This window comes from Lacibacterium aquatile (assembly GCF_042683105.1).
Classification (GTDB): domain Bacteria; phylum Pseudomonadota; class Alphaproteobacteria; order Elsterales; family Elsteraceae; genus Lacibacterium; species Lacibacterium aquatile.
In genome coordinates, this window is the sequence record NZ_JBHUIP010000001.1 from 282785 (window position 1) to 307533 (window position 24749).

A 24749-nucleotide genomic window follows, 5' to 3' on the forward strand; every position below is an offset into this window, starting at 1 on the left:
CCTGGGATGACGCCCTCAGTTGATCAACAGATCGATGATCACCTTGATGTTCAGCACGATGATGATCGCGGCCACCAGCGCCGCAATCGCCGTCAGCCAGCGAGGTGAACGCAGGGCGCCCATCTTCGCGCTTTGCGCCGTCAGGCGAACCAGCGGCACCACCGCGAACGGCAGTTGAAGCCCCAGGATCACCTGGGAGAGGATCAACAGCTTCGCCGTGCCGCTTTCCCCATAGAGGATCGCGACAAAACCGGCCGGAACGATGGCTATGGCACGGGTGATCAGGCGTCGTGCCCAGGGCGCCAGCTTGAGGTCGAGAAAGCCTTCCATCACGATCTGCCCCGCCATGGTGGCGGTGACGGTGGAATTGAGACCGCAGCAGAGCAGCGCGATGCCGAACAGCACCGGCGCGATGGCATAGCCGAGGATCGGCGACAGCAGGGTATGCGCCTTCTCCAGTTCCTCGATCCCTTCGTTGCTGGTGCCATGGAAGGCAGCAGCCGCCAGGATCAGGATGGAGGCATTGATGGTCAGCGCGAACATCAGGGCGACCGTCGAGTCGATGGTCGCGAACTTCAGCGCCTGTCGCCGCTCCGGCAGGCTTTCGCCATAGGCGCGGGTCTGCACGATACCGGAATGCAGATAGAGGTTATGGGGCATCACGGTCGCGCCGATGATCCCGAGCGCCAAATACAGCATGTCGGGGTTGGAGACGATCTCCACCGTGGGCGCAAAGCCCCGGATCACATCCCCCCACTGCGGATCGGCCATCACGATCTGGACCAGGAAGCAAGCCGCAATCACCCCCAGCAGGGTCATGATAAAGGCCTCGATCCAGCGGAAACCCAGCCTTTGCAGATAGAGGATCAGGAACACGTCGAGCGCGGTGATGATCACCCCGATCTCAAGCGGTATCCCGAACAGCAGATTGAGGCCGATGGCCGTGCCGATCACCTCGGCTATATCGGTGGCGACGATGGCAAGTTCGGCCAGCAGCCATAGGACATAGCCTACCGGCTTGGGGTAGGCATCGCGGCAGGCCTGGGCAAGATCGCGGCCCGTAGCGATAGCAAGGCGCGCGCAGAGATGCTGCAGGATGATCGCCATCACGTTGGACAGCAGCGCGATGAACAGCAGCGCATAACCGAACTTGGAGCCACCGGCCAGCGAGGTCGCCCAATTGCCCGGATCCATATATCCGACGGCGACCAGATAACCCGGCCCCAGGAAGCCCAGGAAGCGCCGCCAGTTGGATCCGCCACGGATCGGGATCGAGCGGTAGACGTCCACCAGCGATGGCTCGCCACGCTCGCGACGCCAACTCGTCGATGTTCCCTCTTCCGCTATATTCTCGACACGCGACATGAAGACCCCTTGTTTCGATAGTGCGAATTAATTGCAATACGAACTGGCCGTCCTTAACAAGCGGATTTGACGCTAAAAATCAAGCCCACTCCAGCAACTTCGCGCAAATACCGAAGTTCCGGCTTGGATATTTCTTCTAAAATCGTCGGTGGCGTCGAACTTCCAGTGACTTCGCGAGTTGAGCTTTCGGGTCAACCGGCGGGGCGCAGGCATGTTTTCAGGTTTCAAACTCGAGATGATCGACCTGCCCGAGGCGCGTCTGCGGGTGCGACAAGGCGGATCTGGTCCGCCGCTCCTGCTGCTGCACGGTCACCCCAGAACCCATGCCACCTGGCATCGTGTGGCGCCGATCCTGGCACGCACCCACACCGTGATCTGCCCCGATCTGCGCGGCTTTGGCCAGTCCTCCAAGCCTGCGGACACCATCGATCATCGCGGATCGTCGAAGCGAGCCAAGGCACGGGACTGCATGCATCTGATGGAGCACCTGGGGTTTCGCCGGTTTGCCGTGGCCGGGCATGACCGGGGCAGCTACACCGCGTTCCGCCTGGCGATGGATCATCCCTATGCCATCACCAGCCTCACCATCCTCGACGGCGTGCCGATCATTGAGGCGCTGGAGCGCTGTAATGATCGGTTCGCGACTGCGTGGTGGCATTGGTTCTTCTTTGCGCAAGCAGACAAGCCGGAACGCGCCATCGCCGCCGATCCGCTCGCCTGGTATCGCGGCACGCCGGAATCAATGGGGGCCGAGGCTTTTGCCGACTTCCACGCCGCGATCCAGGATCCTGAAACGATCCACGGCATGATCGAGGATTATCGCGCGGGCCTGGGCATCGACCGCGACCATGATGCCGCGGACCGCAAGGCCGGGCGCCGGGTGCAATGCCCGACCATGGTCCTCTGGTCCTTGCGCGATGACCTGCAGAAACTCTATGGCGATGTCCTGTCGGTCTGGCGACCTTGGACGACGCGTCTGGAGGGGCATGGTATCGCCAGCGGCCACCATATGGCCGAGGAAGCGCCGGAGGAACTGGCCGCCGCTCTGCTTGCGTTCCTGGCCAAGAATGAGGCCCAGACGGTGGCGGGAAACCGGGAATGAGGGATGCCGTCGCGAATTCTTCCCTGCCCCATCATTCGGGTGCGCCGATCGACTTCCTGCTAGAAGGCGGCGAGATGGGCGCACGCATGCGGGCCTATGACTGGAGTAATTCACCCCTCGGGCCCGCCTGGCTCTGGCCCCAGAGCCTGAAGACAACCGTCAGCATCATGCTGCGCACGCCCGTCGCCATCGTGCTGCTATGGGGGCCGGACGGCATCATGCTCTACAATGACGCCTATTCGATCTTCGCCGCCGGGCGCCACCCCCATCTGCTGGGATCCAAAGTCCTCGAAGGTTGGCCGGAGGTGGCCGACTTCAATGCCAATGTCATGCGGGTCGGCATGGCGGGCGGCACCCTTTCCTATCAGGATCAGGAACTGACGCTTCATCGCAACGGCAAGCCTGAGCCGGTTTTCATGAATCTGGACTACAGCCCGGTGCTGGATGAAAGCGGCAAGCCCGGCGGTGTGCTGGCCATCGTTGTCGAGACGACCGAACGCATCCAGGCCGAACGCCGGATTGCCGACGAAGGAGAGCGCCTGCGCGCCATGTTCAAGCAGGCGCCGGGTTTCATCGCGGTCCTGCGCGGCCCCGATCACGTGTTGGAGATCGTCAATGATTCCCACCAGCAACTGATCGGACACCGCCACGATATCATCGGCAGACCGGCACGTGAGAGCATGCCCGAGTTGAACGGCCAGGGCTTTTTCAAGCTGATGGACAAGGTGTACGAAAGCGGCATCCCCTATGTGGGACGCAGCATGCCGATCCTTCTGCAACGCACCCCCGATGCCCCGGCGGAGCGGCGTTTCATCGATGTGGTCTATCAGCCGACCTATGATGAAACCGGGCAGATCTCGGGGATCTTCGCCGAAGGCTACGATGTCACCACCCGCGTCGAGGGCGAGGAGCGCCAGAAGCTACTGATCCGCGAGCTCAACCACCGGGTCAAGAACCTCTTCGCCATCACCAGCGGCATCGTCGCCCTGACAGCCCGTTCCGCCGCCTCGCCACAGGAGATGGCACAGACCCTGCTGGAGCGCCTCGACGCCCTGGCGCGGGCAAATAACCTCATCCGCCCGCTGCTCGACGGCGAGGAAACGGCGGAGGCCAGCAGCCTCGACCTGCTGCTCGAAGCGGTCCTGCGCCCCTATCTCAACGCGCGGCCGGACCGGGTTGTTTTTGACGGACCCGCCGTCGGCATCGGAGCCGGTGCCGTAACCAGCCTGTCGCTGGCACTGCACGAACTTGCAACCAACGCCGCGAAATATGGCGCCCTTTCCACCGAGCATGGGCAGATCCGCATCAGTTGGGATCTCGCCGATGAAAAACTCAACCTGCGCTGGCAGGAGATCGGCGGCCCCAAAATCGAATCCTCTCCCGCGACTCAGGGCTTTGGAAGCCTGCTATCGAAACAGAGTATCTCGGGACAATTGCGGGGTTCCATCGGATATGATTGGAAGCCGGATGGACTAATGGTTACGGTAGCGGTCCCGCTTGAGCGGCTAAGGTAGGCTGATACCAGTTCCCGTTTGGAGTGTATTCTGTGCTGAATGGCGCCCAGATCCTGATCTGTGAAGATGAGCCCTTCATCGCCCTGCATCTGGCCACATCGGTCGAGGATGCGGGGGGCAAGGTCATCGGTCCCGCCGCCAGCATCGCCGAAGCCTTCTCCCTGCTCGACAGCACTGAAGTTGTCGGTGCCATTCTCGATGTGCATCTGATCGACGGCGATATTACCCCGATTGCCGAACGTCTGCTCGCGAGCAGCATTCCCATGGTGGTACAGACAGGCGTCGGTCTGCCTGATGGACTGAAGAGCCGGGAACCCGCCATTCCGGTCCTCTCCAAACCCGTGCTGCCGCTACGGCTCATCGAAATACTCGCAGGCGCCCTCTCCAAATGATGCTTCTCGATTACGTCGCCCTGGCGGTCTTCCTTCTGTGTTGGCTGGGGCTGGAACCTGCCATGGCGCGGAAACTCTTCGGCGGCAATGGCATCATGGCCCATATGGAGCAGATCCGTGGCGCCTGGATGCGCCAGCTGCTTCAGCGCGACAGTTTCCTCGTCGATGCTCAGATCATCGGCCATACCATCAATTCCGCTTCCTTCTTCGGGTCGGCCAATCTGCTGGTGATCGTCGGTGTCGGCGGCACCCTGTTCGGGGCGCGTGGGCTGCATCCCGAGATCGCCTCGGTCCTGCCCCTGCCCGCCGATGCGCCCTTCTGGCTGTTCGGCGCCAAGATCATGCTGATCCTCGCACCGCTTATGCGTGGCCTGCTGGATTTCATCTGGGCCGTGCGACAGCTCAATTATTGTCTTGCCGCCATCGCTTCGAACCCCTCGCCCAAAAGCAAGGAGGATATCGACGCCTGGGCCGACGCTTTGATGGCCGTGCTCAACCCCGCCCTGCGGACCTTCAGCGTCGGCGTGCGCTCCTATCACTTCTCCATCGCCGCCGCCCTCTGGCTGTTTGGGCCGGTGCCGCTGATCATCGGCGCCGTCGGCTCCATCGCCTTCCTTTACTGGCGCCAGACGCGCTCGGGCGCCGCCAACGGGCTATATGGCGTGTGCAAACTGCTTGCAAAGGATCGACTGGAAGCTCAAAACTGATTGCAAATAACAATCGGTATTGAGGGGCCATCATGTCGCTGACGCTCTATGCCCATCCGTTTTCCTCCTATTGCCAGAAGGCTTTGATCGCCTTCTACGAAAACGACACTCCCTTTACCTTCAAGATATTGGGGTTGGAGGATGGAGCGGGCGACGAGCTCGCAGCGCTCTGGCCCATGAAGCGCTTCCCCGTGCTGGTCGACGGCAGCCAGACGATCATCGAAGCCAGCATCATCATCGAGCATCTGCATGTCTTCCACCCCGGCCCGGTCCGCCTGCTGCCCGATGATCCGGCCGAGGCCCTGGAAGTCCGCACGCTGGATAGGGTTTTCGACAATTATGTCCAGACCCCGCAGCAGAAGATCGTCTTCGACGCCATCCGCCCTTCGGACGACAAGCGCGATCCTTATGGTGTCGCTGACGCGCGGGCGTCGCTGGAAACGATCTATGCCTGGCTGGATAGCCATCTTGAGGGACGCACCTGGGTGGCGGGCAAGAGTTTCAGCATGGCCGATTGTTCGGCGGCCCCGGCGCTGTTCTATGCCGACTGGACCCATCCCATTCCGGCACAGCACAAGAACCTGCACGCCTATCGCGCGCGGCTGCTCGCCCGCCCCTCTTTTGCCCGCGCCGTGGATGGCGGCCGCCCCTATCGCGCCTATTTCCCGTTGGGCGCACCGGACCGCGACTGATCTATTAAACTGATCGATCGATCTGACTCATGAGTCGTCCGGGTTAGGCCTCCGGTTTAGTCCGGACTATCAACACCTTTAATCCCTTGGATTACCGCGCTTCATCGCGATAGCGTAAGCGTCGCGCCGAATTGAGAGGCCCCTCCAAATCGTTAAAAGTCTGGCCATCGAAACGCACTCACCAAGATGCAAAATGGAGGCACAGATGACCAAGCAGCTTAACATTCTCGCCCTCACCGTCGCCGCTGCCGCCATGGTGTCCCTGCTTCCCGCGACCGGCGCTCAGGCTGCGACTGCAAGCACCTCGATCCTTGTGACCGCTGCCGTCGCCCAGGCCTGCATCGTCGTCGCCACTCCGCTGGCCTTCGGTGTCTACGACCCGACCTCCGCTTCGCCGACCGATGGCACCGCGACGGTCGCCGTGACCTGCACCACCGGCACCGCCTATACGGTCGGCCTGTCGGCTGGCGGCGGCACTGGCGCCACTACCACGGTCCGCAAGATGACCTTCGGCGCCAACACGCTGAACTACGCTCTTTATCAGAACGCCGGCCGCACCACGAACTGGGGCAATGCCGTCGGCACCGACACGGTCGCCGGGACCGCAACCGGCCTACTGATAAACCACACCGTCTACGGCCGCATCACGGCCGGTCAGACCGTCCCGATGGGCGCCTACGCTGACACCGTCGCAGTCACCGTCACCTACTAAGCTGGTCGCACCGACCAACCGCTCAAGGGCGCGCTCGACGCGCCCTTTTTGCGTTTGAGGGCATCCATAATCCCACCGACCTCGTATGACATGACAGATGGTCACGTTCGGAGGGGGAGGCTTTCCAGCCCATGATCACGCGTCGTTTCCTGCTGCTCGGCGGAGCTGCCAGCATCCTGGCCCTGGCGACCGAGCGCTGGGTCGCAAGCCCGCTCGAAGCAGCACCCGCCAAACAATTCCCACTGATGCGCAGCAATGCCGAATGGCAGGCGCTGCTGTCGCCCGAACAATATGACGTGCTGCGCAACGAAGGGACGGAGCGGCCCTTCACCAGTCCGCTGCTGTCCGAGAAGCGCCGGGGCAATTATGCCTGCGCCGCCTGCGAGCTCGATCTTTTCTCCTCCGCCACCAAATATGACAGCGGCACCGGCTGGCCAAGCTTCTGGGCAGCCCTGGAACCCGCCTTGGGATCAGAGGAAGACCGCTCCTGGGGTATGACGCGCACCTCGGTTTTCTGCAGCCGCTGCGGTGGGCACCAGGGCCATGTCTTTGACGATGGTCCGGCGCCGACCGGCCTGCGCTATTGCATCAATGGCGTCGCGCTGACCTTCAAGGCCGCCGTCGGCTGATATCAGGAGATTTTAATGAAGATGCCAACCCTCCGTCCCGTTCTGCTGATCGCCGCGATAACCTGCCTGACCTTCGTGGGTCTGCGCGGCACCTCCTCGGCCGAGGAAGCCTATCTCATTCCGGCCCCCGTAACGGATGAGGCCAATACCGCCACCTCCGCCACCGCTGTTTTTGCCGGGGGATGCTTCTGGGGTGTCCAGGGCGTCTTTCAACATGTGACCGGCGTCACGAACGCCGTGTCAGGTTACGTTGGCGGTGAGGCAGAGACAGCGGTTTACGAGAAGGTCGGACGCGGCTGGACCGGCCATGCCGAAGCCGTGAAGATCACCTATGATCCCCGCCAGATCAGCTATGGCGCCCTGCTGCAGATCTATTTCTCCGTCGCCCATGACCCGACCCAGAAGGATCGCCAGGGACCGGACGTGGGGCCGCAATATCGCTCCGCCATCTTCCCGACCTCGCCCGAGCAGGAGCGTATTGCCGCCGCTTATATCGCCCAGCTCGATCAGGCCAAGGTTTTTCCCAAAGCCATCGCGACCCGCCTTGAAGGCGACAAGCCCTTCTATGCGGCGGAGGATTATCATCAGGATTTCCTGACGCTCAATCCCAGCTATCCCTATATCGTCTTCAACGATCTGCCGAAGATCGCGGCGCTGAAGGCGATTTTCCCCAAGGAATACCGCGACGAGCCGGTGCTGGTCGGGGCAGTCCGGTAGCGCTCTGCGAACAAATCGCGGCACTCCCAAGTTCACCTTGGCGGGCGCTCCCCACCCATGGCTAGCTAAGAAGGCGGACGCAACGACGTCCGCCTTCTTAGCTTCAACGACCATGAACAGGTGGAAACGTGTCGCCCAAAGCCAGCCCGCTGATCACCAGCCCCCATCGCGCCGATCACGTCGGATCGCTGTTGCGCCCGGCCCCCGTCAAGCAGGCGCGCCATAAGTTCTACGATGAGAAATCGATCTCCGCCGCCGAACTAAAAGCGACAGAGGATGCGGCCATCATCGATGTGATCAGGATGCAGGAGGCTGTCGGCCTGAAGGTTGTCACGGACGGCGAAACCCGGCGCTCCTTCTGGCATTACGATTTCATGGGCGCCCTGACCGGCTTTGCGCTGGAAGAGCGCGACCCGGCCCAGGGCGTCAAGTTCCACGGCGTCAACCTGCGCCCCATCTTCCCGACCATCAAGGGCAAGCTCGACTTCCCCGATGATCACCCGATGCTGGATCATTTCCGGTTCCTGGCCGCCAACACCAAGGTTACGCCGAAGATCTCGATCCCCGGCCCCAGCTGCTGCCATTTCCGCACGGCCAAGGCCGATATCCATCCGGCGGAATATAAGGATCTCGACGTTCTGTTCGCCGATCTGTCCAAGACCTATGCCAAGGCGGTGGCGAAATTCTACGAGGCGGGCTGCCGCTATCTGCAGATGGACGACATCTTCTTCGCCTATCTCTGCGATCCTAAGCAGCGCGCCCAGAAACAGGCCGAGGGCATCGATCCAGACTGGCTGATCGGGCAATACGCCCAGATGATGCATGACGCGATCAAGGATCGCCCCGCCGATATGGTGATCGGCATGCATATGTGCCGGGGCAACTTCCGCTCCACCTGGGCCGCCGAGGGGGCCTATGACCTGGTGGCCGACGCCGTCTTCAACCGCACGGGCGTCGATATCTTCTTCATGGAATATGACACCGAGCGCGCGGGCGGGCTGGAGCCGCTGAAGTATCTGCAGAAAGGCACCCAGCGCATCTATCCGGGCTTCATCACCACCAAGACCCCGGCGCTCGAGTCCATCGACGACCTGAAATATAAGTTCGACGAGGCCTCGGCCTATGTTGCGGTCGATCAGTTGGGGATCGCCCCGCAATGCGGCTTTGCCTCCACCGAGGAAGGCAACATGATCACCGAGGATGAGCAGAAACGGAAACTGGAGCTGGTGGTGAAGACCGCGGAAGCGATCTGGGGAACGGCCTAGCCTTACACGTCAGCTGGGCGGCTGGCGCGAGGCCAGCCGCGTCAGCATCCTGTCAATCGCCAGATGCCCCGCCATCACGGCAAGACGGGCATTGTCCCGCGCCTGGGCGGACAGCATCTGCCATGCCATCGGATCATGATAGAGAAGACCCAACGCGTGGGACCAATCGTCCAGCGGCGCATGGGCATCGACGATCATACCGCCCTCGCCCACCGTGTCGGGGAGTGCGCCGCGATTGCTGGCGATCACCGGCAGGCCGTTGAGCTGCGCTTCGATCACAGTGCGGCCGTAAGCTTCTTCCCACAGGCTGGGCATCAGCAGCAGGCGGGCCTTCGCGAAAAGCCCGCGCATATCCTCCACCGGATCCAGCCATTCGATATTGGGCAGATCGGCGCAGCGGCTTTTCTGATAGCTGCGCCACGCCGGATCCAACGACCAGCTTTCAACGATGGTGAAGGGGATCTCCGGGTGGCGGCGGGCCAGCTTGAAAACAATCTCAAACCCTTTGACCAGGGTCGGATTGACGAACAGGACCCGGTCCCCGGTCGCTTCGACGATATAGCGCTGCGGTTGAATAGCGGGCGGCACCACCAGCGCCTGAATATCGGCCAAGGCCTCCAGACGCGCAGCGGTATAGGGCGAGTTGGCGATATAAAGCAGGTCGGGATGGGCAACAAGATTGCCCCCCAACCGGCTGACCTCGAGATTATGCATATAGATAGCGGTCGGCCGTCCCGTCGCGAGAGCTGCCTTCACCATCGGAAACAAGCTGAAGCCGTTCTGCACGATGATTGCCGTCGGCTCGAAAGTCGCAGCGATCAGGGGGAGTGTCGCTTCAGGGTTCTCCGCACGCACGACTTTATAGTCGAAATGCCGCGGCCCTGTACCGCTACCCTCGTATCGTCCGCAGAGCACCAAGGGTTCAACCCCGCGATCCAGCAGGGCTGCACAAAGCTCATCGGTGGCCGTTTGCAGGCCACCGATGACATCAGGCAGATGGGGGTAGTTCGAACAGAAAAGCAGACGCATCCACTAGGAGGCGGGTATAGGCGTCGTACCGTTCCCCAGAATATCCTTCAGCGTCAGCTGCGGATTAACACCCGAATTCGTGTCGGTCACACTCTTCAAGCGGTCTGGCGCGATCGTATTATTTGGCGAGACGCCTCTATTGCCCGTGCTGATGAGCTGGCCGGGAGGTGCCGGCGACTGGGCCCGGTTGGGCTGCTGGGTAGGCTGAGTTTCAAGCCGGTTCAGCAGCGAGCTCAGATCGCTCGCCGTCGTGCGGCGTGGCGGCGACTGATCGCCACTGGAATTCAGGTCTACGCCAAATCCGGCACGCGTGACGGTTTGGGTGTTGCCGTTCTGGTCAGTCGTCCGCATCGACTGACCGAAGAGGTATTCCGCCCTAGTTGTAGAGATTTGCGAATCGATAACCGTGATACCCCCACGGATACCGATAGTGCCGACCGGCGTCTTGATGGTGGTTTCGTTGGTCTTGCTGATATCGCCGCCGACGACACGCACCAGACCCTTTACCAGGTTGAGGCTGATCTTGCCCTGGCGGGTGCCCGGATCATAGACGAACTCGTCAATGGTCAATTCGGCGCCCGGCCCGATGGTGAGCGACGACTGGTCGAGGAACATGATGTGGGTCGGACCGCTGGTCTCGTTCCGCAGGGTTTCGTTCCGGTAGGTCTGATCACCCAGATAGAGGATCTTCTCACCCGCACGGCCCGGTGCGCTGAGGCTGCGCGTCGCGCCTTGCGATGCAGAGATCACACCTGCCGGTTCGGCCGGCTGCTGGGCGGAAACCGCACCGCTGGTGAGCGACGTGGACAAGGTTGCGGCCGCGAGCCACCAATCCTTGAAATCAGCAGGAACCATATTCTCAGTCCTCCAAAACCCCGCCTTTCAGCGAAGCTGCAATCTTAGTAGCGCCACATCACGCCGACGAGACCCAGCGCATTATTATAGTCATAGTTCCGGATATTCGAGTCATTCTGCGAATATTCCGCCTGCAACAGGATGGACCAGTTGTCAGAGAAAGGAATAGTCGAATTTACACCGATACGCCACTCGGCATCCTTCCGGGTAACATCGGGATCGACAGCAGCATCAGCGCCATCATACTTGCGATAGGTACCACCGACATAGAAGCTGCTGGACCACAGCTGCTGATCCCAACCAAAGGGGTTGGTGTAACCGGCAATATAGGTCAGACGCAGATCACCGCTGGTGAAGTCGAAATAATCGCGGTCGGTGTTGCGATCACGCAGACCGGCGTTAAGCGCCAGGATCTGGGCGGGCAGGAATTCATGGCTGACGCCTGCGGACAGGATATGGTCGAAACCGCCCTGCTTCTTGGCCTCGCTGACGTCGTTACGCTTCGCGTAGCTGGAGCCACGCAGCTCATACCCGCCGGTGAAAGCCCAATCGCCATTCTCGTTCCGGAAGGCGCCTTCGAGACCGCCGCCGTAATTCAGGAAATACTGATGGCCGCTCAGCAGCGCATCGCCCAACAGCACATAGGGCTTCAAGGTGAAAGCCGGTGAGGCAGCCGAGGGCGAGAAGCGGATACCCGAGGTAACTTCGCCGAAGAACAGATCCTGCGGATCTGTCTTGCCAGCACGCGTGTTGTATTTGGCGCCATCGAAAAAGCGGCTGCCGTAACCACGGGCCTGGGTGACCAGCGCGGTGTTATTCTGCGCGCCGAAATCCCACACATGCTCCAGGTTGCCCATGACCAGCATGTCGGCTTCGGTCTCGGACCCCGCACCCGCCGGGCGCTGCACGATAGCACCGCCAGCCATCAGGTCCGAGGAGGAGGAAGCCGCCGTCGGGTTCGACTGCGCCCGCAGACCAAACGTCAGATTCATCGTGAACTGGTGAGTCTTGGTGCGATTGGTCGCCTGTTCGTACAGATTTGCGGCCGTCGCGCGCAATCCAGGATCAAGGGCAGGGTCTTCCGATGCTGCCTTCGCGTAAGTTGCTGCCATCTCGTAGGAGCCGAGGCGATAATAAAGCACAGCCAGCTCGAGACGGATCGACGGCGCTGCATTCGGGTTCATCAGCATGCGCTCAAGCGCCGAGATGCCACCTTCGTAATTACCGGCGTTGATCAGCGCCCTGGCATAGGAATAGCCGACATCGAGATTTCCCGGCGCCGCGAGCAAGGCCTTGAAGGCCTGATCGACCTGCTGACGAGGATCGTTGGCGACTGGATCAGCAGCAAGAGCCGGCTGGCTTCCCAACAAAACGCCTGATGCGATCACTGCACTGAGCGCAACACCGACAACCTTAGACGACATCAGCAGACCCATGGAAATTCGAGGGACATATCTCTTTATTGCCACAAACTAAACCGCAGCCCTTTGAAGGGCCACAACAATCTGACCTCTTAAGCTTTTTCTTAAGAAATATGTAGCGCGACGAGCACACCACTCATCTTGCAATGTACTAAAACGGAAGATGTAAAAACGCTTCGCTCGATACAGGCGCACAAATAATTACGGGCTGCGGGGACATCCCCGCAGCCCGTAGTGCGTTACGCCAGATATTTCTTGAACCAGGCGATCGTGCGATCCCACGCCAGATTCGCCGCCGGCTCGTCATAGCGCGGGGTCGAATCATTGTGGAAACCATGATTCACGCCCGGATAGATATAGGCCTCGTAGGTCTTGCCCGCAGCCTTGAGGGCGGCTTCATAGGCGGGCCAGCCGTCGTTGATGCCCTTGTCCAGCTCGCCATAATGGATCAGCAGCGGGGCCTTGATCCGGGCCACATCCTCGGCCTTGGGCTGACGACCATAGAAAGGAACGGCGGCAGCCAGCTCGGGATAGGCAACAGCCGCAGCGTTCGAGACGCCGCCGCCATAGCAGAAACCGGTGATGCCGACTTTGCCGGTCGAGAGCTCATGTTTCATCATAAACTCGATGGCGGCGAAGAAGTCGTTCATCAGCTTGGTCGGATCGACCTTGGACTGCAGCTCGCGGCCCTTATCGTCATTGCCGGGATAGCCGCCGACGGAGCTGAGCCCATCGGGCGCCAATGCCACGAAGCCAGCCTTGGCGACGCGGCGGGCAACATCCTCGATATAGGGATTGAGACCGCGATTCTCGTGCACGACAACCACCGCCGGGACCTTGCCGCTGGCCTTGGCCGGACGCACCAGATAGCCGCGTACGCTGCCATGCCCTTGAGGCGAGGGATAGGTGATGTAGTCGGCGACGATATCGGGGTCGGTGAACTTGATCTGTTCGGCCAGCGCGTAGTTCGGCTTCAAGGAGGCCAGGATCGCGGGCGCCGTGATGCCTGCAACGGCATATTTCGCCGCCCGGTCAAGGAACTGGCGCTTGGTGATCTTGCCGTGCGCGTAATAGTCGTAGAGTTCGAGCAGTTCCTGAGGAAAATCTTTCGCTGTGAGACGGCCCATAATCACATGCCTTCCATACAGTTGAGTCTGCGGCGCGCATGCTACACCAGAAAAGGGCTGTCCGCCCGCAGGAAGAAGGGCAGAAACGCTGAAGTTTCCTGCTTTTTTGGGCCGGCATCACCTTTGGCGGTATTCAGATGCGGCAAAGCCTGATTTCCGCCTACCCATCGCAATTTCGTCACGGATGCCGTTTTCGATAGGATCGAGCGATTGCGCCTATAGGAGAGACTGATGACACACGCCTTGCAGTTCTATATCGACGGTGCCTGGGTAGATCCGGCCGTCCCCAACCCTCTCGATGTGATCGATCCGTCGACCGAAGATGCTTTCGCGCAGATCTCCCTTGGCAGCCAGACCGATGTGGCTAAAGCCGTTGCCGCCGCCAAACGCGCCTTTCAGACCTATGGCTTTTCCAGCGTCAAGGAACGCCTGGACCTTTTGCAGCAGATCATCGCCGTCTATAAGAAGCGCAGCGCCGATCTGGCCGATGCGGTATCGCGCGAGATGGGCGCACCCCGCCCCTTCGCCCTACGCTCCCAGGTCGGTATCGGCCTTGCCCACCTCTCCAAGATCGCCGAGGTGCTGAGCAGCTATAAGTTCGAGGAAAAGCGCGGCTCCTCTTTGATCGTCAAGGAGCCCATCGGGGTGGTCGGCCTGATCACTCCCTGGAACTGGCCGCTGAACCAGATCACCTGCAAGGTCGGCCCCGCGCTTGCCGCTGGCTGCACCATGGTGCTGAAGCCCAGCGAGATCGCCCCGCTCGATGCTATAATCTTTGCTGAGATCCTGCATGAGGCAGGCGTGCCGAAGGGCGTCTTCAATCTCGTCAATGGCGACGGTCCGACGGTCGGCCAGGCGCTTTCCACCCACCCCGATATCGATATGGTGTCCTTCACCGGATCGACCCGCGCCGGCATCCAGGTCGCCCGCTCAGCCGCCGAAACGGTCAAGCGCGTGGCGCAGGAGCTGGGTGGCAAGTCGGCGAATATCCTGCTGCCCGATGTCGATTTCGCCAAGGCTGTCGCAGAAGGCGTCGAGAATTGCTTTGGCAATAGCGGCCAGTCCTGCAACGCTCCCACCCGTATGCTCGTCCCCCGTGCCCGCCGCGATGAGGTCGTGCAGCATGCCAAGGCAGCGGCTGAACGCTTCGTGGTCGGCCCGGCAGATGCAGACGGCACGATGCTGGGCCCAGTCGTGAGCCAGGTGCAGTTCGACAAGATCCAGGATCTGATCGAAAGCGGCATCAAAGAAGGCGCAACACTCGTCGCAGGCGGTCCTGGCCGTCCGGCGGGCCTCAATCACGGCTATTTCATCCGGCCGACCGTCTTTGCCGATGTGACACCAGAGATGCGGATCGCGCGGGAGGAGATCTTCGGCCCGGTTCTGTCGATCCTGAATTACGACAGCGTCGATGAGGCGGTGGCAATCGGCAACGATACGCCCTATGGCCTCGCCTCCTACGTCCAGGGCAAGGATATGGACGCTGTGCGGGCCGTCGCCCGCAAGATGCGCAGCGGCAATGTCTATCTCAACGATCCCGCCTGGGATGCGGGGCTGCCGTTCGGTGGCTATAAGCAGTCGGGCAACGGCCGCGAATATGCCGAATATGGCCTGGAGGACTTCCTGGAGATCAAGGGCATCGCCGGTTACGACGCCGCCTGATAAGGAAAAGGGGCAGCCAATCGGCTGCCCCTTTTTTCAGATCTCGCTGGCTGCCAGGAAGATCTCCACCAGCCGTTCCATCCCGGCCTGATCGTCGGCATCGAAACGCGCCGGGATGGGGGCATCGAGATCGAGCACCCCCAACACCTTGCCCCCCTTGATCAGCGGGACCACCAGTTCGGAGCGCGAAGCGGCGTCGCAGGCGATATGACCGGGGAAGGCATGCACATCTTCGACCAGCATCGTCGAACGTTTGGCAACCGAGGTTCCACAGACCCCGCGCCCCACTTGAATACGCACACAGGCAGGCTTGCCCTGGAACGGGCCCAGCACCAGCTCGTCCGGCGATTTCAAGAAATAAAAGCCCGCCCAGTTCAGATCCGGCAGACTGGTGAAGATCAGCGCGGACATGTTTGCCGCATTGGCGATGGCGTCGCTTTCGCCCTGCAACAGGGCTTCCAGCATCTGCCCAAGCTCGCGGTAGGTCTCGGGCTTATTGTCGTGGGACAGGGTGGCGGCTTCAAACATCGGCGGTTTCCTCGTGCGGTCGACTGAAGGCTGATAGCACTAGGCCGACGTATGTTCGATAACGATCTTGATGCCGATGGCGATCAGGGCAATACCGCCCAGGATTTCCGCCCGGCGGCCCAGCAGAGGCCCCGCCTTCTTGCCGATCAAAACCCCACTGAAAGCGACAGCGGTCGTGACGACGCCGATGATGACGCAGGCCAGCACGATATTCACATCGACGACCGCAAGGCCCACACCGACCGCCGTCGCATCGATGCTGGTCGCCAGCGCCGTCAGGATCAGTTGCATGGGGCCAAGCTGCCCCTTCTTAGGGGCCTCTTCCGCCTCGACCGTCGAAAAGCCCTGACGGATCATGTTGCCGCCGACGAGCGCCAGCAGCGTAAAGGCGATCCAATGGTCGACAAAGGCGAACCAGCTGGATACCGCCAGCCCCATCGCCCAGCCGAACGCCGGGGTAATCGCTTCAAAGAAACCGAAATAGAGGCCAACCCGCAGGGCATCCTTGAAACGCGGCTTATCGGCGGCGGCGCCCTTGCCGACAGCAGCGGCGAAAGCATCGACGGACAGGCTGAGACCGAGGACGGTCAGCGTGGCGACATTCATCTTGAAAAAAGCTCCGAGGCCAAGGACCGACGGCGGACGGTTCGGTGGCCTTATGCCCGAACTTCCGCCGTTGGTCTCGCCAAGCACCCGGTGAACCGGTGCCGCCTGCGCCACGGAAACCCGAAGGTCTACCGAGTGTGTTGACGCAGGCCCCTCCTTGAAAAAGGAAGAAGGCTACTCCCCAAAGACGTCCTGACCCTAAGGACCGGGAGCGCTGCCGTCAACCTGTCATTGCCCTAAAGTTCTTTGGCGCGATAGGCATCCGGCAGGATGAAAACCTCGTCCGCGCGCCCGTACCCGCCGTCCTTGACCTCCTCGATCAGGACCATCGTGTGCGGTCTGGCGGCTTCGGAAAAATACTCCACCAGCAAATCGGTCATGCGGTGAGTGATCTCGGCCTTCTGCGCCATGGTGAGGGCGGCTTCGGGCGTTTTGATATTGATGAAGGGCATGGGATTTCCTTTTTATCGTTTAGACAGCGCCGCCATTGGCGCGGATCGTCTGGCCGCTGACCCATCCGCTATCGGGACTGGCGAGGAAGGCTGCGAGCCCGGCGATATCCTCGGGCTGCCCCAGGCGCCCCTGCGGATTGAGTTTGGTGATCGCCTCCACCTGGGCATCGGTTTTGCCGGTCAGGAACAGATCGGTTTCGACTGGCCCCGGCGCGATGGCATTCACGGTGATTCCCCGTGGGCCAAGTTCCTTGGCGGCAATGTGAGTAAGGGCCTCCACTGCCGCCTTGGTCGCGGCATAGACCCCGTAGGTCGGTTGATAGAGTCCAACCACGCTGGAGGAGAAATTGATGATCCGGCCGCCATCGCGCAGCCGCCTGCCCGCCTCGCGCATCCCCCGGAAAACGCCGCCCAGGTTGATGTCAACCTGCCGCTGATAGAGCGCATCGTCGCTCTGCGCGATGGGAGCCAGCGCCATGATCCCGGCATTATTGACCAGGATATCAACACCCCCGAAGGCGGCTGCGGCAGCATCGAACAGATTGGGAAGCGCCGCAGGATCGGTGATGTCCGCCTGCACAGCGATAGCGCGGCCACCGTCAGAGGCGATGTCACCGGCAAGATCCTCTGCCGCCTGCTTACCGCCCGCATAGTTGATGACGACGGCAATGCCATCCTTGGACAGGCGCCGGGCAATTGCAGTACCGATCCCTCTGGAAGATCCGGTGATGATCGCGACACGGTTCGTTTGAGTGGTCATGAGTTTGCTCCCTCTTGGATAAGAGGAAGTTAGGGACGCATCACAAATCGAACAATCCATCCATATTTGACAACTAAGTTCGCCTATGATGAACAATAAGAATGGATCGTCTGGATCGCCTGAACCTGTTTGTCCGTGTTGTCGAAAGGCGCAGCTTTTCCGCTGCCGCGTCGGACCTGAAGCTCGCCCGCTCCACCGCCACCGAAGCCATCAAGCAGCTTGAGGGCGATCTGGGCGTCCGGCTGCTGGACAGAACCACCCGCCATGTGACGCCCACGCTGGACGGGCAAGCCTTCTATCAGAAATGCCTGTCGATCCTGTCGGAGGTTGAAGAGGCAGAGAACGCCTTCCGCGACGCGCAACCGCGGGGCCTGCTGCGTATCGATGCCCATCCCCTGCTGACCCAACGTTTCCTGCTGCCAAGACTGAGGGAGTTTCTTGACCGCCACCCGCTGATCGATCTCCAGATCGGTCAGGGCGACCGGCTGGTGGATCTGGTGCGCGAGGGCGTGGACTGCGTCATCCGGTCAGGCGAGGCCGAGGATAGCGGGCTCATCGTGCGCAAGCTTGGCGCGATCACCGAGATCACCTGCGCCAGTCCGCGTTATCTGGCGGATTACGGCACTCCGGAAAGACCGGAGGATCTGGCGCAGCATCGGTCGGTCGGGTTCCTGTCGTCGCGCACCGGGCAGGTCATGCCGCTGGATCTCATGGTCGACGGAAAGCTGCAGCTTTTCCAGCTGCAGAGCCGCGTCACCGTCAATAACTCCGACACCATGGCCGAACTGGCGCGCCTGGGCTTCGGGCTGTTTCAGGCCCCGCGATATCGGTTGCAGCAGGACCTCTTGGACGGGACGCTGGTCGAAGTCCTGCCCGACTATCTGCCGCCGCCGACCCCGCTCAACGCGCTTTATCCCCAGAACCGCCATACGGCCCCTCGGCTGCGGGTCTTTCTGGAATGGGTCGGCGGGATCTTTCGGGACGCGGACCTTTAGACGCAGCAGATATTTTTTTTTTCAGCTTCCCATGATTGGGAAGATTGTAGATGCCTCTCATTCGCGCCATGTTTCGACATATTGAAGACGCTATTCAAGCGTACGGATTCGGAAGGTATTTCGCGACTTATCACTGATGCAGACGCCAATTCAGGCGAGGAGTACATCATGGCTTTCGAACTGCCCACCCTGCCCTATTCCTATAATGCCCTTGCAGAACGCGGTATGGGTCAGGAGACGCTGGAGCTTCATCACGGCAAGCATCATCAGGCTTACGTGACGGCCCTGAATAATTTCGTGGACAAGAACGCCGACCTCCAGGGCAAGTCCCTTGAGGAGATCATCGCCTTCTCCCATGGCAAGGCCGATCTGGCGCCGGTTTTCAACAATGCCGGGCAGCATTGGAACCACATCCACTTCTGGAAGGCCCTGTCGGCCAGCGGCGGTAAGATCCCCGGCCGTCTGGAAGCCAAGCTGATCGAGGATTTCGGATCGATCGAGAAGTTCAAGGAAGCCTTCACCCAGGCCGCCATCAGCCAGTTTGGCTCGGGTTGGGCGTGGCTGGTGCTGGGTAAGGACGGCAAGCTGAAGGCCGTGAAGTCGCCCAACGGCTCGAACCCGCTTGCGTCAGATGACGGCAAGCCGATCCTCGGCCTCGATGTCTGGGAACACAGCTACTATCTGGATTTCCGCAACCGTCGCCCGGACTATGTGAGCAACTTCCTCGACAAGCTCGCCAACTACGAGTTCGCCGAAGCCAACCTCGGCTAATCGCGATAGATGATGATGGGGAGCCAGCGGCCGCATGGCACCTGGCTCCCCATGTCATTTTGAGCAATGCCGCCTCTACTTCTCCAGGCCGAAGCTTCCGACCTCGACTGCTCCGGCCCGCTCATAATAGGCGATCAGGATGCCGTTCGGAGAGGTGGTGGAAGAGATCAGCCGGAAGGTGCCGGGCATGGCGCCGGTCCCGAACAGCCGCTTCCCCTTGCCCAGTAGGACCGGGAAGATCATCAGGCGGAATTCATCAATCAGGTCTGCTGCCAACAGCGTCTGGATCAGGTCGCTTGAGCCCTGAATCAGCAGCATCGGCCCATCCTGCTTCTTAAGCTCTCGCAGGGCGCCGACAACATCATTGCCCAGGGCCTTGCTGTTCTGCCACCCCAGGGTCGACGGTGTATGCGTTGCGACATATTTGGTGGTGCGATTGAACTTATCGGCAATCGGCGCATCCATCTCGCTATAGTTTTCCGCCGAAGGGCCGGTGCCAATCCGTGGCCAATGACCCGCGAAAATATCGTAGGTCCGGCGCCCCAGCAGCAGATCGAAAGGTTCGGCAATGGTTGCCCCGATGGCCGCCCCTGCGGCCTCGTCGAACAGTGGGACCGTCCAGCCCTCCAGATCGAAACCTCCCGAGGGGTCTTCTCCCTTGCCGCCCGGTGCCTGCATCACGCCGTCGAGACTCACGAAGACTGCTGCCACTATTTTTCGCATTTGATTTATTCCTCAATAGGTTAGATCGGCTTACGCGCCGGTGTCCCAGACGCCGGTTTCCGCTGTGCGCGCGACATATTCCTGGAAGCTGCGGGGCGCCCGGCCCAGAACCCGAGCCACGCCGTCCTGCACCACCGCATTCCGGCCGTCGAGAACGTCGGCAAACAGCATGCGCATCAGCGGCACGACATAGTCGGGCAGCGGCATGCTCGCGAGTTCAGCCAGGAATGGCTCCAGCGGCACGGGAACAAAACGAATGTTGCGCTTGAGATGGTCGGAGAGGATGTCGGCGACCTCGACAAAGCGGAGGGACTCCGGCCCCGTCAGCTCGTAGACCTGCCGCTCGTGCCCCGGCTGCGTCAGCACGGCGACGGCGACATCGGCAATATCCTCGGCATCAACGAAGGGCTCAGGAATCTCTCCGGCGGGCAGTGCCAGTTCGCCGGTCATGACGCCGTCCAGCAGAAAACTCTCGCTGAAGTTCTGATTGAACCAGCTGGCACGCAGGATAGTCCAATCCTGCACGGCGGCTTGAACATTCGCTTCACCGCGTTGGGCAGCCTCCTCGCCCCGACCGGAAAGCAGCACGACCCGCTGGATCCCCTTGCTGGCGGCTAGCCTAGCAAGTTCCCCCACCGCCTCCGCACCGCCCGGCAGGCCAATATCCGGGTAGTAGGTCACATAGAGGGCACCGGCACCGTCGATGGCCTCCCCCCAGGCTCCAGCGTTCTCCCAATCGAAGGCAGGAGTCGTCGAGCGGGATGCCAGACGGTAGTTCCGCCCCAGTTTCTCCAGGCGTTCTGCCAGACGACCGCCGGTCTTGCCGCCGCCACCCAGGATCACAATCGGTTTATTCGTCGAGGTCATCGGTATCTCCGTACAAATGTGAGTGAAGCTCATATTTGTAATGTGATGAACCCTCATATATAGTCTGTCAAGGACAAACATGAGGACCCCTCACATATGGCAGAAGAATCGACCAACGCCCCTGCCATCCGAAGTGGCCGGATTCCGACCCAGGCCCGCGCCCGGCAACGGGTTGAAAAGATCATGGAGATTGCGACGGAACTCATCGTCGAGCAGGGCGATGCCATGCGGATGAGCGAGCTGGCCCAACGGGCGGGCATCCCCATCGGATCGCTCTATCAATATTTTCCGGATAAGGCCGCGGTCGTCGCCAGCCTTGCCCATCGTTTCAACGATGAAGGCAGCCGCTGTGTCGCAGAAGCGCTCGGCAGCGTTCAGGCGATCAAAGATCTAGGACCCTGCCTGGGCGAGATCGTCGATGGCTTCTATGAGATGTACATCAAAAACCCCGCCATGCGGGCCGTCTGGCAGGCAACGCAGGCCAGCCCCGCCCTCCAGGCGCTGGATGCCGAAGATTGCGCCGAACATGTAAGGCTGCTGCGCGAGCGCTTGACCACTCTACTGCCCGATACGGAAATAACCTATCTGGAGCTGATGGCCGTGCTGGTGATGACCCAGATCGCAAGCGTGGTGCGGATGGCGATCACGATGCCGTCCGATACGGCACGCCCCATGCTAGCGCTGTTCAGATCGCAGTTGCTGGCGCAGCAGTTCCAAACACCTGGCTAAGGGCAATAGGGCTAATGTTTCGCCAAGCGCGCCGCCTCGACCATCCGGCCTCTGCTCTTTAAAATTTAATGACGCGATCTGTCTGGCAGCACTTTAAACTTAGTCTTCAAAGGTTTTAAGCTTCATCAAGCTTGCTGCCCGGAAGTCAATCATATGCGTGCATCTAATTTATTTGCTCTGGCAATATTTTCGTTTGTCATTTTTCCACCTTGGAAATGCGGGGCTGCTGCTCCCACTGCTTCGAGCGTCACCTTGCTTCTGGAAGCTCAACGACCCGATCCCAGCGCGATTGCCGAATTGAAGCGTCGGGCCGACGCCCCAGCCTCCACAGCCTCAATGATGTTTGAGCGGGCGGGTCTGAATGACGCCCTTGGCCGTGTCGATCGCCGTATTCAAGATCTACGCGAGACAGTGACTCTTGCCCATGCCCAAGGCGACGCCGACCTGGAGGTCCGGGCGCTGGGCCAACTGGCCGGCGCGGAAGGAACCTACGGTAGCCGCGAAAAGGCCCTTCAGATCAGGCTGCAGCAGGTCGAGGCCGCGGAAAGATCACAACAACCGGGGAAAGTGGCCGCATCCCTTGCCCGGCTGGTCAAATTTCAAGCTTCATCCGGACAAGGCGCGGCAGCCGAACAGAGTTTACGCCGACTTGAAAAAATGGGGGAACGCCTTGAAGCCCTCGGCAATAGCGGTAAGGGCAGGAACCTACTTAAAATTGAGCGGCTCACAGAGGTTGTTGCCTGGAATACAGAACTGGCCCGCGCCTATTTCGCGCGAACGCGAGGGGACCCCAAAGGCGCTGAAGCTGCTTTCCGAAAATTGATCGGTGTGGACCTTGATCGCAATGACCCAGACACGGTCGCAGAGGATCGGTCGGATCTGCTTCTTGATCTTGTCAGGACCCTGGTTGATCAGGGCCGGGTGCGCGAAGCAGAGGTGATGATCCGTCAAGCCGTTGGGACACAGTTGCAGCGCGACAGCCAATTTCGACCGCTTACTGCCGAAGCGATTGCACTTCTGGCCAGCGTTCTGAACCGCCAAAATCGCTTCGACGAGGCGGCGGCCTTGAGTGATGCCGCAATGAACTGGGCGACCCGCGCAGGTCACGAGGAAACCTCGATTGTCATTCTAACCACCCGTGTCGCGCGGGCGGAAACCCTGGGGGCTCAGAACCGCTGGAAAGAGGCGGAGGCCGATTATTCGGCCGTATCCCGTGTTGTCGGTCTTGAGGCGAAGATTGCCGGTCTTCGCCTCAACAAGAATGTCGCCTATGGCATCGCCCTGTTAAAAAGCGGAAAGCTGCAAGAAGGCTTGGCCCTAGCCCAGCAGATCGCCGCCCTGCGAGAAAAAGAGAACGCGGCCAATGAACAGATCGTGGCGGAAGGCTTTGCTCTTCTTGGCGCAGCGGAAGTTGCGACGGGCCAACGCGAAGCGGCTCTTTCGCATTACCGGCGCGCGCTCTCAGGCCTTATCGCATCCGCGCGCGATCCGGATCAAGATGATGCAATTCCCGCGATCCGGGATAGGCGACTGTCAGCCCTGGCCGAGCCATACTTGAGTCTCATTGCCAATTGGGCAGAACCACGACCTGACGGTGCGGTCGCAGATGGTTTCCGATTAGCCGATGCCTTGAGAGGGCAATCCGTTCAACGCGCGCTGGTCGAAGCCAGTGCACGAACCTCCGTCAGTGATCCCGCGCTCGCCCATCTGATCCGCCAGGAACAGGATTTGAAGCGCATGCTTCAGGAACTTGCGGGCAAACTCGGTGAGGGTGAGGATCCGGCTACAGTCCGGAAAGCACTCTCCGATGCCCGCGCACAACGGGCCGCGCTACTCGCTGATCTAAGAAAGCGCTTTCCTGCCTATGCCGATCTCGTCAATCCCGCCCCAGGCGACATGATGGCTCTGGCGCCGATGCTGGGGGCGAGAGAAGCTTTTGTGACCTTTTTCCTGGGCGCTGACCATAGTTTCGCCTGGGCGGTCAGAAGCGACGGCCGTACGCAGTTTGTCGAAATCCCCATGACCGACGTTCAGATCGATGGTCTCGTTACATCGCTGCGCCGAGCGCTCGATCCCCAGGTATCCACTCTAGCGCAGATCCCCGCCTTCGATATCAACGGTGCCCATCGCCTCTACAGCGCTCTGCTTAGTCCCTTGACCCCCCTGCTCCAGGGAGCCACCAGCTTGACGGTTGCCCCCCACCGCGAGTTGGCTCAACTACCCTTTGGGTTATTGGTGACGGATAAGGCGCTGGGGCTTGATACCAAGGCAAAGCCAGCCTTTGCAGGATATCGATCTATCCCGTGGCTGATCCGCTCCTATTCGGTCAGCCATATCCCCTCTGCGGCCGCATTAATAGCGTTACGCAAATTGCCTCTGGGCCAAGCAAACCGTCGAAGTTTCCTCGGTTTTGGCGACCCTATCTTCGGGGGGGCGGTGACTGCGCCGCCAATGAAAAGCCGGGGCCTGGTGCGGCGTGCTGCCCCTGGTGACGGCGGCATGCTACCGCCCCTGCCCGATACCGCGGACGAGTTGCGCAACGTTGCCTTGAGTCTGCGCGCCGACCCCGAGCGCGATGTGTTTCTGCAAGCATCGGCCTCTCGAGCGACCTTGGCACGAATGCCGCTGAATGACCGTAAGGTGGTGATGTTCGCAACCCACGGACTGGTGCCGGGTGATCTTGACGGACTGGCCGAGCCGGCGTTGGCCCTCTCTCCCACGCCCGACGATGACGGGCTGCTGACGGTCAGCCAAGTGTTGAACCTGAAACTGGACGCCGACTGGGTCGTGCTCTCCGCCTGCAATACCGCATCGGGTAATGGTGCGGGAGCCGAGGCGGTCAGCGGCCTTGGGCGTGCTTTCTTCTATGCGGGAAGCCGAGCGTTACTCGTCACCCATTGGCCGGTGGAAACCACCTCTGCCCGCACCCTCACCACCGAGGTTTTCCGTCGCCAAGCCGAAAACCCGTCGCTTGATCGTGCCCAGGCGCTGCAGCAGGCACAGATTGCGCTGATTGATGGCCCGGGGGCGGTCGAGAATAACAAGACCATCTTCAGCTATGCACACCCGCTCTTCTGGGCTTCCTATGCTTTGGTCGGCGACGGCGGGATCTCCGTTCATTGAAAAGGC

At 60.8% G+C, this 24749-nt stretch carries 25 protein-coding genes and 1 riboswitch; of the genes, 14 read left to right on the top strand and 11 right to left on the bottom strand.

Features of this window, described 5'->3' with window-relative positions; translation table 11 throughout:
• Positions 1-15: 15 nt before the first annotated feature.
• A complete protein-coding gene (locus ACFSM5_RS01390) occupies positions 16-1365 on the bottom strand; it encodes an Nramp family divalent metal transporter (protein WP_379874428.1) in 1350 nt (449 codons plus the stop codon).
• Positions 1366-1576: 211 nt separating this feature from the next.
• Here ACFSM5_RS01390 and ACFSM5_RS01395 point away from each other — a divergent pair, with 211 nt between their 5' ends.
• The 9 genes from ACFSM5_RS01395 to ACFSM5_RS01435 all read left to right on the top strand — a co-directional run bounded on the left by ACFSM5_RS01395 (position 1577) and on the right by ACFSM5_RS01435 (position 9095).
• Positions 1577-2467, top strand: coding sequence for an alpha/beta fold hydrolase (locus ACFSM5_RS01395; RefSeq protein ID WP_379874430.1), 891 nt, complete (start codon positions 1577-1579; stop codon positions 2465-2467).
• Positions 2464-3981 (top strand): HWE histidine kinase domain-containing protein, encoded by a 1518-nt coding sequence (locus ACFSM5_RS01400; RefSeq protein WP_379874431.1) that lies wholly within the window; start codon positions 2464-2466, stop codon positions 3979-3981. Before ACFSM5_RS01395 ends, ACFSM5_RS01400 begins: the two co-directional genes overlap by 4 nt.
• A gap of 32 nt (positions 3982-4013) precedes the next feature.
• Positions 4014-4373, top strand: a complete 360-nt coding sequence (locus ACFSM5_RS01405) for a response regulator (protein WP_379874432.1) — start codon at positions 4014-4016, stop codon at positions 4371-4373.
• Positions 4370-5080, top strand: a complete 711-nt coding sequence (locus tag ACFSM5_RS01410; protein ID WP_379874433.1) for a DUF599 domain-containing protein — start codon at positions 4370-4372, stop codon at positions 5078-5080. Before ACFSM5_RS01405 ends, ACFSM5_RS01410 begins: the two co-directional genes overlap by 4 nt.
• A 32-nt stretch (positions 5081-5112) precedes the next feature.
• On the top strand, positions 5113-5772 hold the full coding sequence (locus ACFSM5_RS01415) for a glutathione S-transferase family protein (RefSeq protein WP_379874434.1): 660 nt from the start codon (positions 5113-5115) through the stop codon (positions 5770-5772).
• A gap of 205 nt (positions 5773-5977) precedes the next feature.
• Complete coding sequence (locus ACFSM5_RS01420; protein ID WP_379874435.1) at positions 5978-6484, top strand: Csu type fimbrial protein; 507 nt, start codon at positions 5978-5980, stop codon at positions 6482-6484.
• Positions 6485-6615: 131 nt separating this feature from the next.
• Complete coding sequence (gene msrB / locus ACFSM5_RS01425; RefSeq protein ID WP_379874436.1) at positions 6616-7113, top strand: peptide-methionine (R)-S-oxide reductase MsrB; 498 nt, start codon at positions 6616-6618, stop codon at positions 7111-7113.
• A 15-nt stretch (positions 7114-7128) separates the two neighbouring features.
• Positions 7129-7830, top strand: a complete 702-nt coding sequence (gene msrA / locus ACFSM5_RS01430) for a peptide-methionine (S)-S-oxide reductase MsrA (RefSeq protein ID WP_379874437.1) — start codon at positions 7129-7131, stop codon at positions 7828-7830.
• A gap of 128 nt (positions 7831-7958) precedes the next feature.
• Positions 7959-9095 carry a 5-methyltetrahydropteroyltriglutamate--homocysteine S-methyltransferase gene (locus tag ACFSM5_RS01435; protein WP_379874438.1) on the top strand — a complete coding sequence of 379 codons (1137 nt, stop codon included), beginning with the start codon at positions 7959-7961 and terminating at the stop codon, positions 9093-9095.
• A gap of 9 nt (positions 9096-9104) precedes the next feature.
• Here the strand turns inward: ACFSM5_RS01435 and ACFSM5_RS01440 are convergent, their stop codons facing one another.
• The 4 genes from ACFSM5_RS01440 to yghX all read right to left on the bottom strand — a co-directional run bounded on the left by ACFSM5_RS01440 (position 9105) and on the right by yghX (position 13527).
• The gene (locus tag ACFSM5_RS01440) at positions 9105-10124 is read right to left on the bottom strand and encodes a glycosyltransferase (RefSeq protein WP_379874439.1); all 1020 of its coding nucleotides are present in this window, start codon (positions 10122-10124) and stop codon (positions 9105-9107) included.
• A gap of 3 nt (positions 10125-10127) precedes the next feature.
• On the bottom strand, positions 10128-10934 hold the full coding sequence (locus tag ACFSM5_RS01445; RefSeq protein WP_379874440.1) for a FecR family protein: 807 nt from the start codon (positions 10932-10934) through the stop codon (positions 10128-10130).
• A gap of 89 nt (positions 10935-11023) precedes the next feature.
• Entirely contained in the window at positions 11024-12403 is a 1380-nt protein-coding gene (locus ACFSM5_RS01450; protein ID WP_379874441.1) for a tetratricopeptide repeat protein, read from the bottom strand.
• A 236-nt stretch (positions 12404-12639) separates the two neighbouring features.
• On the bottom strand, positions 12640-13527 hold the full coding sequence (gene yghX, locus ACFSM5_RS01455) for a YghX family hydrolase (RefSeq protein WP_379874442.1): 888 nt from the start codon (positions 13525-13527) through the stop codon (positions 12640-12642).
• Positions 13528-13758: 231 nt separating this feature from the next.
• Here yghX and ACFSM5_RS01460 point away from each other — a divergent pair, with 231 nt between their 5' ends.
• A complete protein-coding gene (locus tag ACFSM5_RS01460; protein WP_379874443.1) occupies positions 13759-15189 on the top strand; it encodes an aldehyde dehydrogenase family protein in 1431 nt (476 codons plus the stop codon).
• 36 nt (positions 15190-15225) lie between these two features.
• Here ACFSM5_RS01460 and ACFSM5_RS01465 read toward each other — a convergent pair whose 3' ends face one another.
• The 4 genes from ACFSM5_RS01465 to ACFSM5_RS01480 all read right to left on the bottom strand — a co-directional run bounded on the left by ACFSM5_RS01465 (position 15226) and on the right by ACFSM5_RS01480 (position 17535).
• The gene (locus ACFSM5_RS01465) at positions 15226-15717 is read right to left on the bottom strand and encodes a GAF domain-containing protein (protein WP_379874444.1); all 492 of its coding nucleotides are present in this window, start codon (positions 15715-15717) and stop codon (positions 15226-15228) included.
• Positions 15718-15756: 39 nt separating this feature from the next.
• Positions 15757-16323 (bottom strand): manganese efflux pump MntP, encoded by a 567-nt coding sequence (locus tag ACFSM5_RS01470; RefSeq protein ID WP_379874445.1) that lies wholly within the window; start codon positions 16321-16323, stop codon positions 15757-15759.
• Between the two features lie 81 nt (positions 16324-16404).
• A riboswitch (yybP-ykoY riboswitch) is annotated at positions 16405-16518 on the bottom strand.
• 41 nt (positions 16519-16559) lie between these two features.
• Positions 16560-16775: a tautomerase family protein gene (locus ACFSM5_RS01475; protein ID WP_379874446.1), complete on the bottom strand. Its 216-nt coding sequence runs from the start codon at positions 16773-16775 to the stop codon at positions 16560-16562.
• A gap of 19 nt (positions 16776-16794) precedes the next feature.
• On the bottom strand, positions 16795-17535 hold the full coding sequence (locus ACFSM5_RS01480; protein ID WP_379874447.1) for an SDR family oxidoreductase: 741 nt from the start codon (positions 17533-17535) through the stop codon (positions 16795-16797).
• Between the two features lie 101 nt (positions 17536-17636).
• Here ACFSM5_RS01480 and ACFSM5_RS01485 point away from each other — a divergent pair, with 101 nt between their 5' ends.
• Positions 17637-18530, top strand: coding sequence for a LysR family transcriptional regulator (locus ACFSM5_RS01485; protein WP_379874448.1), 894 nt, complete (start codon positions 17637-17639; stop codon positions 18528-18530).
• A 168-nt stretch (positions 18531-18698) separates the two neighbouring features.
• The gene (locus tag ACFSM5_RS01490) at positions 18699-19301 is read left to right on the top strand and encodes a superoxide dismutase (protein ID WP_379874449.1); all 603 of its coding nucleotides are present in this window, start codon (positions 18699-18701) and stop codon (positions 19299-19301) included.
• A gap of 75 nt (positions 19302-19376) precedes the next feature.
• Here the strand turns inward: ACFSM5_RS01490 and ACFSM5_RS01495 are convergent, their stop codons facing one another.
• On the bottom strand, positions 19377-20024 hold the full coding sequence (locus tag ACFSM5_RS01495; protein WP_379874450.1) for a dihydrofolate reductase family protein: 648 nt from the start codon (positions 20022-20024) through the stop codon (positions 19377-19379).
• Positions 20025-20054: 30 nt separating this feature from the next.
• Positions 20055-20891, bottom strand: a complete 837-nt coding sequence (locus ACFSM5_RS01500) for an NmrA family NAD(P)-binding protein (RefSeq protein ID WP_379874451.1) — start codon at positions 20889-20891, stop codon at positions 20055-20057.
• Between the two features lie 96 nt (positions 20892-20987).
• Here ACFSM5_RS01500 and ACFSM5_RS01505 point away from each other — a divergent pair, with 96 nt between their 5' ends.
• Together ACFSM5_RS01505 and ACFSM5_RS01510 are read left to right on the top strand one after the other, a co-directional pair.
• Positions 20988-21620: a TetR/AcrR family transcriptional regulator gene (locus ACFSM5_RS01505; protein ID WP_379874452.1), complete on the top strand. Its 633-nt coding sequence runs from the start codon at positions 20988-20990 to the stop codon at positions 21618-21620.
• A 252-nt stretch (positions 21621-21872) separates the two neighbouring features.
• Complete coding sequence (locus tag ACFSM5_RS01510) at positions 21873-24743, top strand: CHAT domain-containing protein (protein ID WP_379874453.1); 2871 nt, start codon at positions 21873-21875, stop codon at positions 24741-24743.
• Positions 24744-24749: the final 6 nt, after the last annotated feature.

Bases quoted from the DNA above. Each gene is read 5' to 3' on its own strand.
- ACFSM5_RS01475 (WP_379874446.1), bottom strand. From the start codon at position 16,775: ATGCCCTTCATCAATATCAAAACGCCCGAAGCCGCCCTCACCATGGCG.
- ACFSM5_RS01390 (WP_379874428.1), bottom strand. From the start codon at position 1,365: ATGTCGCGTGTCGAGAATATAGCGGAAGAGGGAACATCGACGAGTTGG.
- ACFSM5_RS01460 (WP_379874443.1), top strand. From the start codon at position 13,759: ATGACACACGCCTTGCAGTTCTATATCGACGGTGCCTGGGTAGATCCG.
- ACFSM5_RS01490 (WP_379874449.1), top strand. From the start codon at position 18,699: ATGGCTTTCGAACTGCCCACCCTGCCCTATTCCTATAATGCCCTTGCA.
- ACFSM5_RS01450 (WP_379874441.1), bottom strand. From the start codon at position 12,403: ATGTCGTCTAAGGTTGTCGGTGTTGCGCTCAGTGCAGTGATCGCATCA.
- msrB (WP_379874436.1), top strand. From the start codon at position 6,616: ATGATCACGCGTCGTTTCCTGCTGCTCGGCGGAGCTGCCAGCATCCTG.
- ACFSM5_RS01500 (WP_379874451.1), bottom strand. From the start codon at position 20,891: ATGACCTCGACGAATAAACCGATTGTGATCCTGGGTGGCGGCGGCAAG.
- ACFSM5_RS01505 (WP_379874452.1), top strand. From the start codon at position 20,988: ATGGCAGAAGAATCGACCAACGCCCCTGCCATCCGAAGTGGCCGGATT.
- ACFSM5_RS01420 (WP_379874435.1), top strand. From the start codon at position 5,978: ATGACCAAGCAGCTTAACATTCTCGCCCTCACCGTCGCCGCTGCCGCC.
- ACFSM5_RS01400 (WP_379874431.1), top strand. From the start codon at position 2,464: ATGAGGGATGCCGTCGCGAATTCTTCCCTGCCCCATCATTCGGGTGCG.
- yghX (WP_379874442.1), bottom strand. From the start codon at position 13,527: ATGGGCCGTCTCACAGCGAAAGATTTTCCTCAGGAACTGCTCGAACTC.
- ACFSM5_RS01470 (WP_379874445.1), bottom strand. From the start codon at position 16,323: ATGAATGTCGCCACGCTGACCGTCCTCGGTCTCAGCCTGTCCGTCGAT.
- ACFSM5_RS01465 (WP_379874444.1), bottom strand. From the start codon at position 15,717: ATGTTTGAAGCCGCCACCCTGTCCCACGACAATAAGCCCGAGACCTAC.
- ACFSM5_RS01395 (WP_379874430.1), top strand. From the start codon at position 1,577: ATGTTTTCAGGTTTCAAACTCGAGATGATCGACCTGCCCGAGGCGCGT.
- ACFSM5_RS01410 (WP_379874433.1), top strand. From the start codon at position 4,370: ATGATGCTTCTCGATTACGTCGCCCTGGCGGTCTTCCTTCTGTGTTGG.
- ACFSM5_RS01495 (WP_379874450.1), bottom strand. From the start codon at position 20,024: ATGCGAAAAATAGTGGCAGCAGTCTTCGTGAGTCTCGACGGCGTGATG.
- ACFSM5_RS01485 (WP_379874448.1), top strand. From the start codon at position 17,637: ATGGATCGTCTGGATCGCCTGAACCTGTTTGTCCGTGTTGTCGAAAGG.
- ACFSM5_RS01440 (WP_379874439.1), bottom strand. From the start codon at position 10,124: ATGCGTCTGCTTTTCTGTTCGAACTACCCCCATCTGCCTGATGTCATC.
- msrA (WP_379874437.1), top strand. From the start codon at position 7,129: ATGAAGATGCCAACCCTCCGTCCCGTTCTGCTGATCGCCGCGATAACC.
- ACFSM5_RS01415 (WP_379874434.1), top strand. From the start codon at position 5,113: ATGTCGCTGACGCTCTATGCCCATCCGTTTTCCTCCTATTGCCAGAAG.
- ACFSM5_RS01480 (WP_379874447.1), bottom strand. From the start codon at position 17,535: ATGACCACTCAAACGAACCGTGTCGCGATCATCACCGGATCTTCCAGA.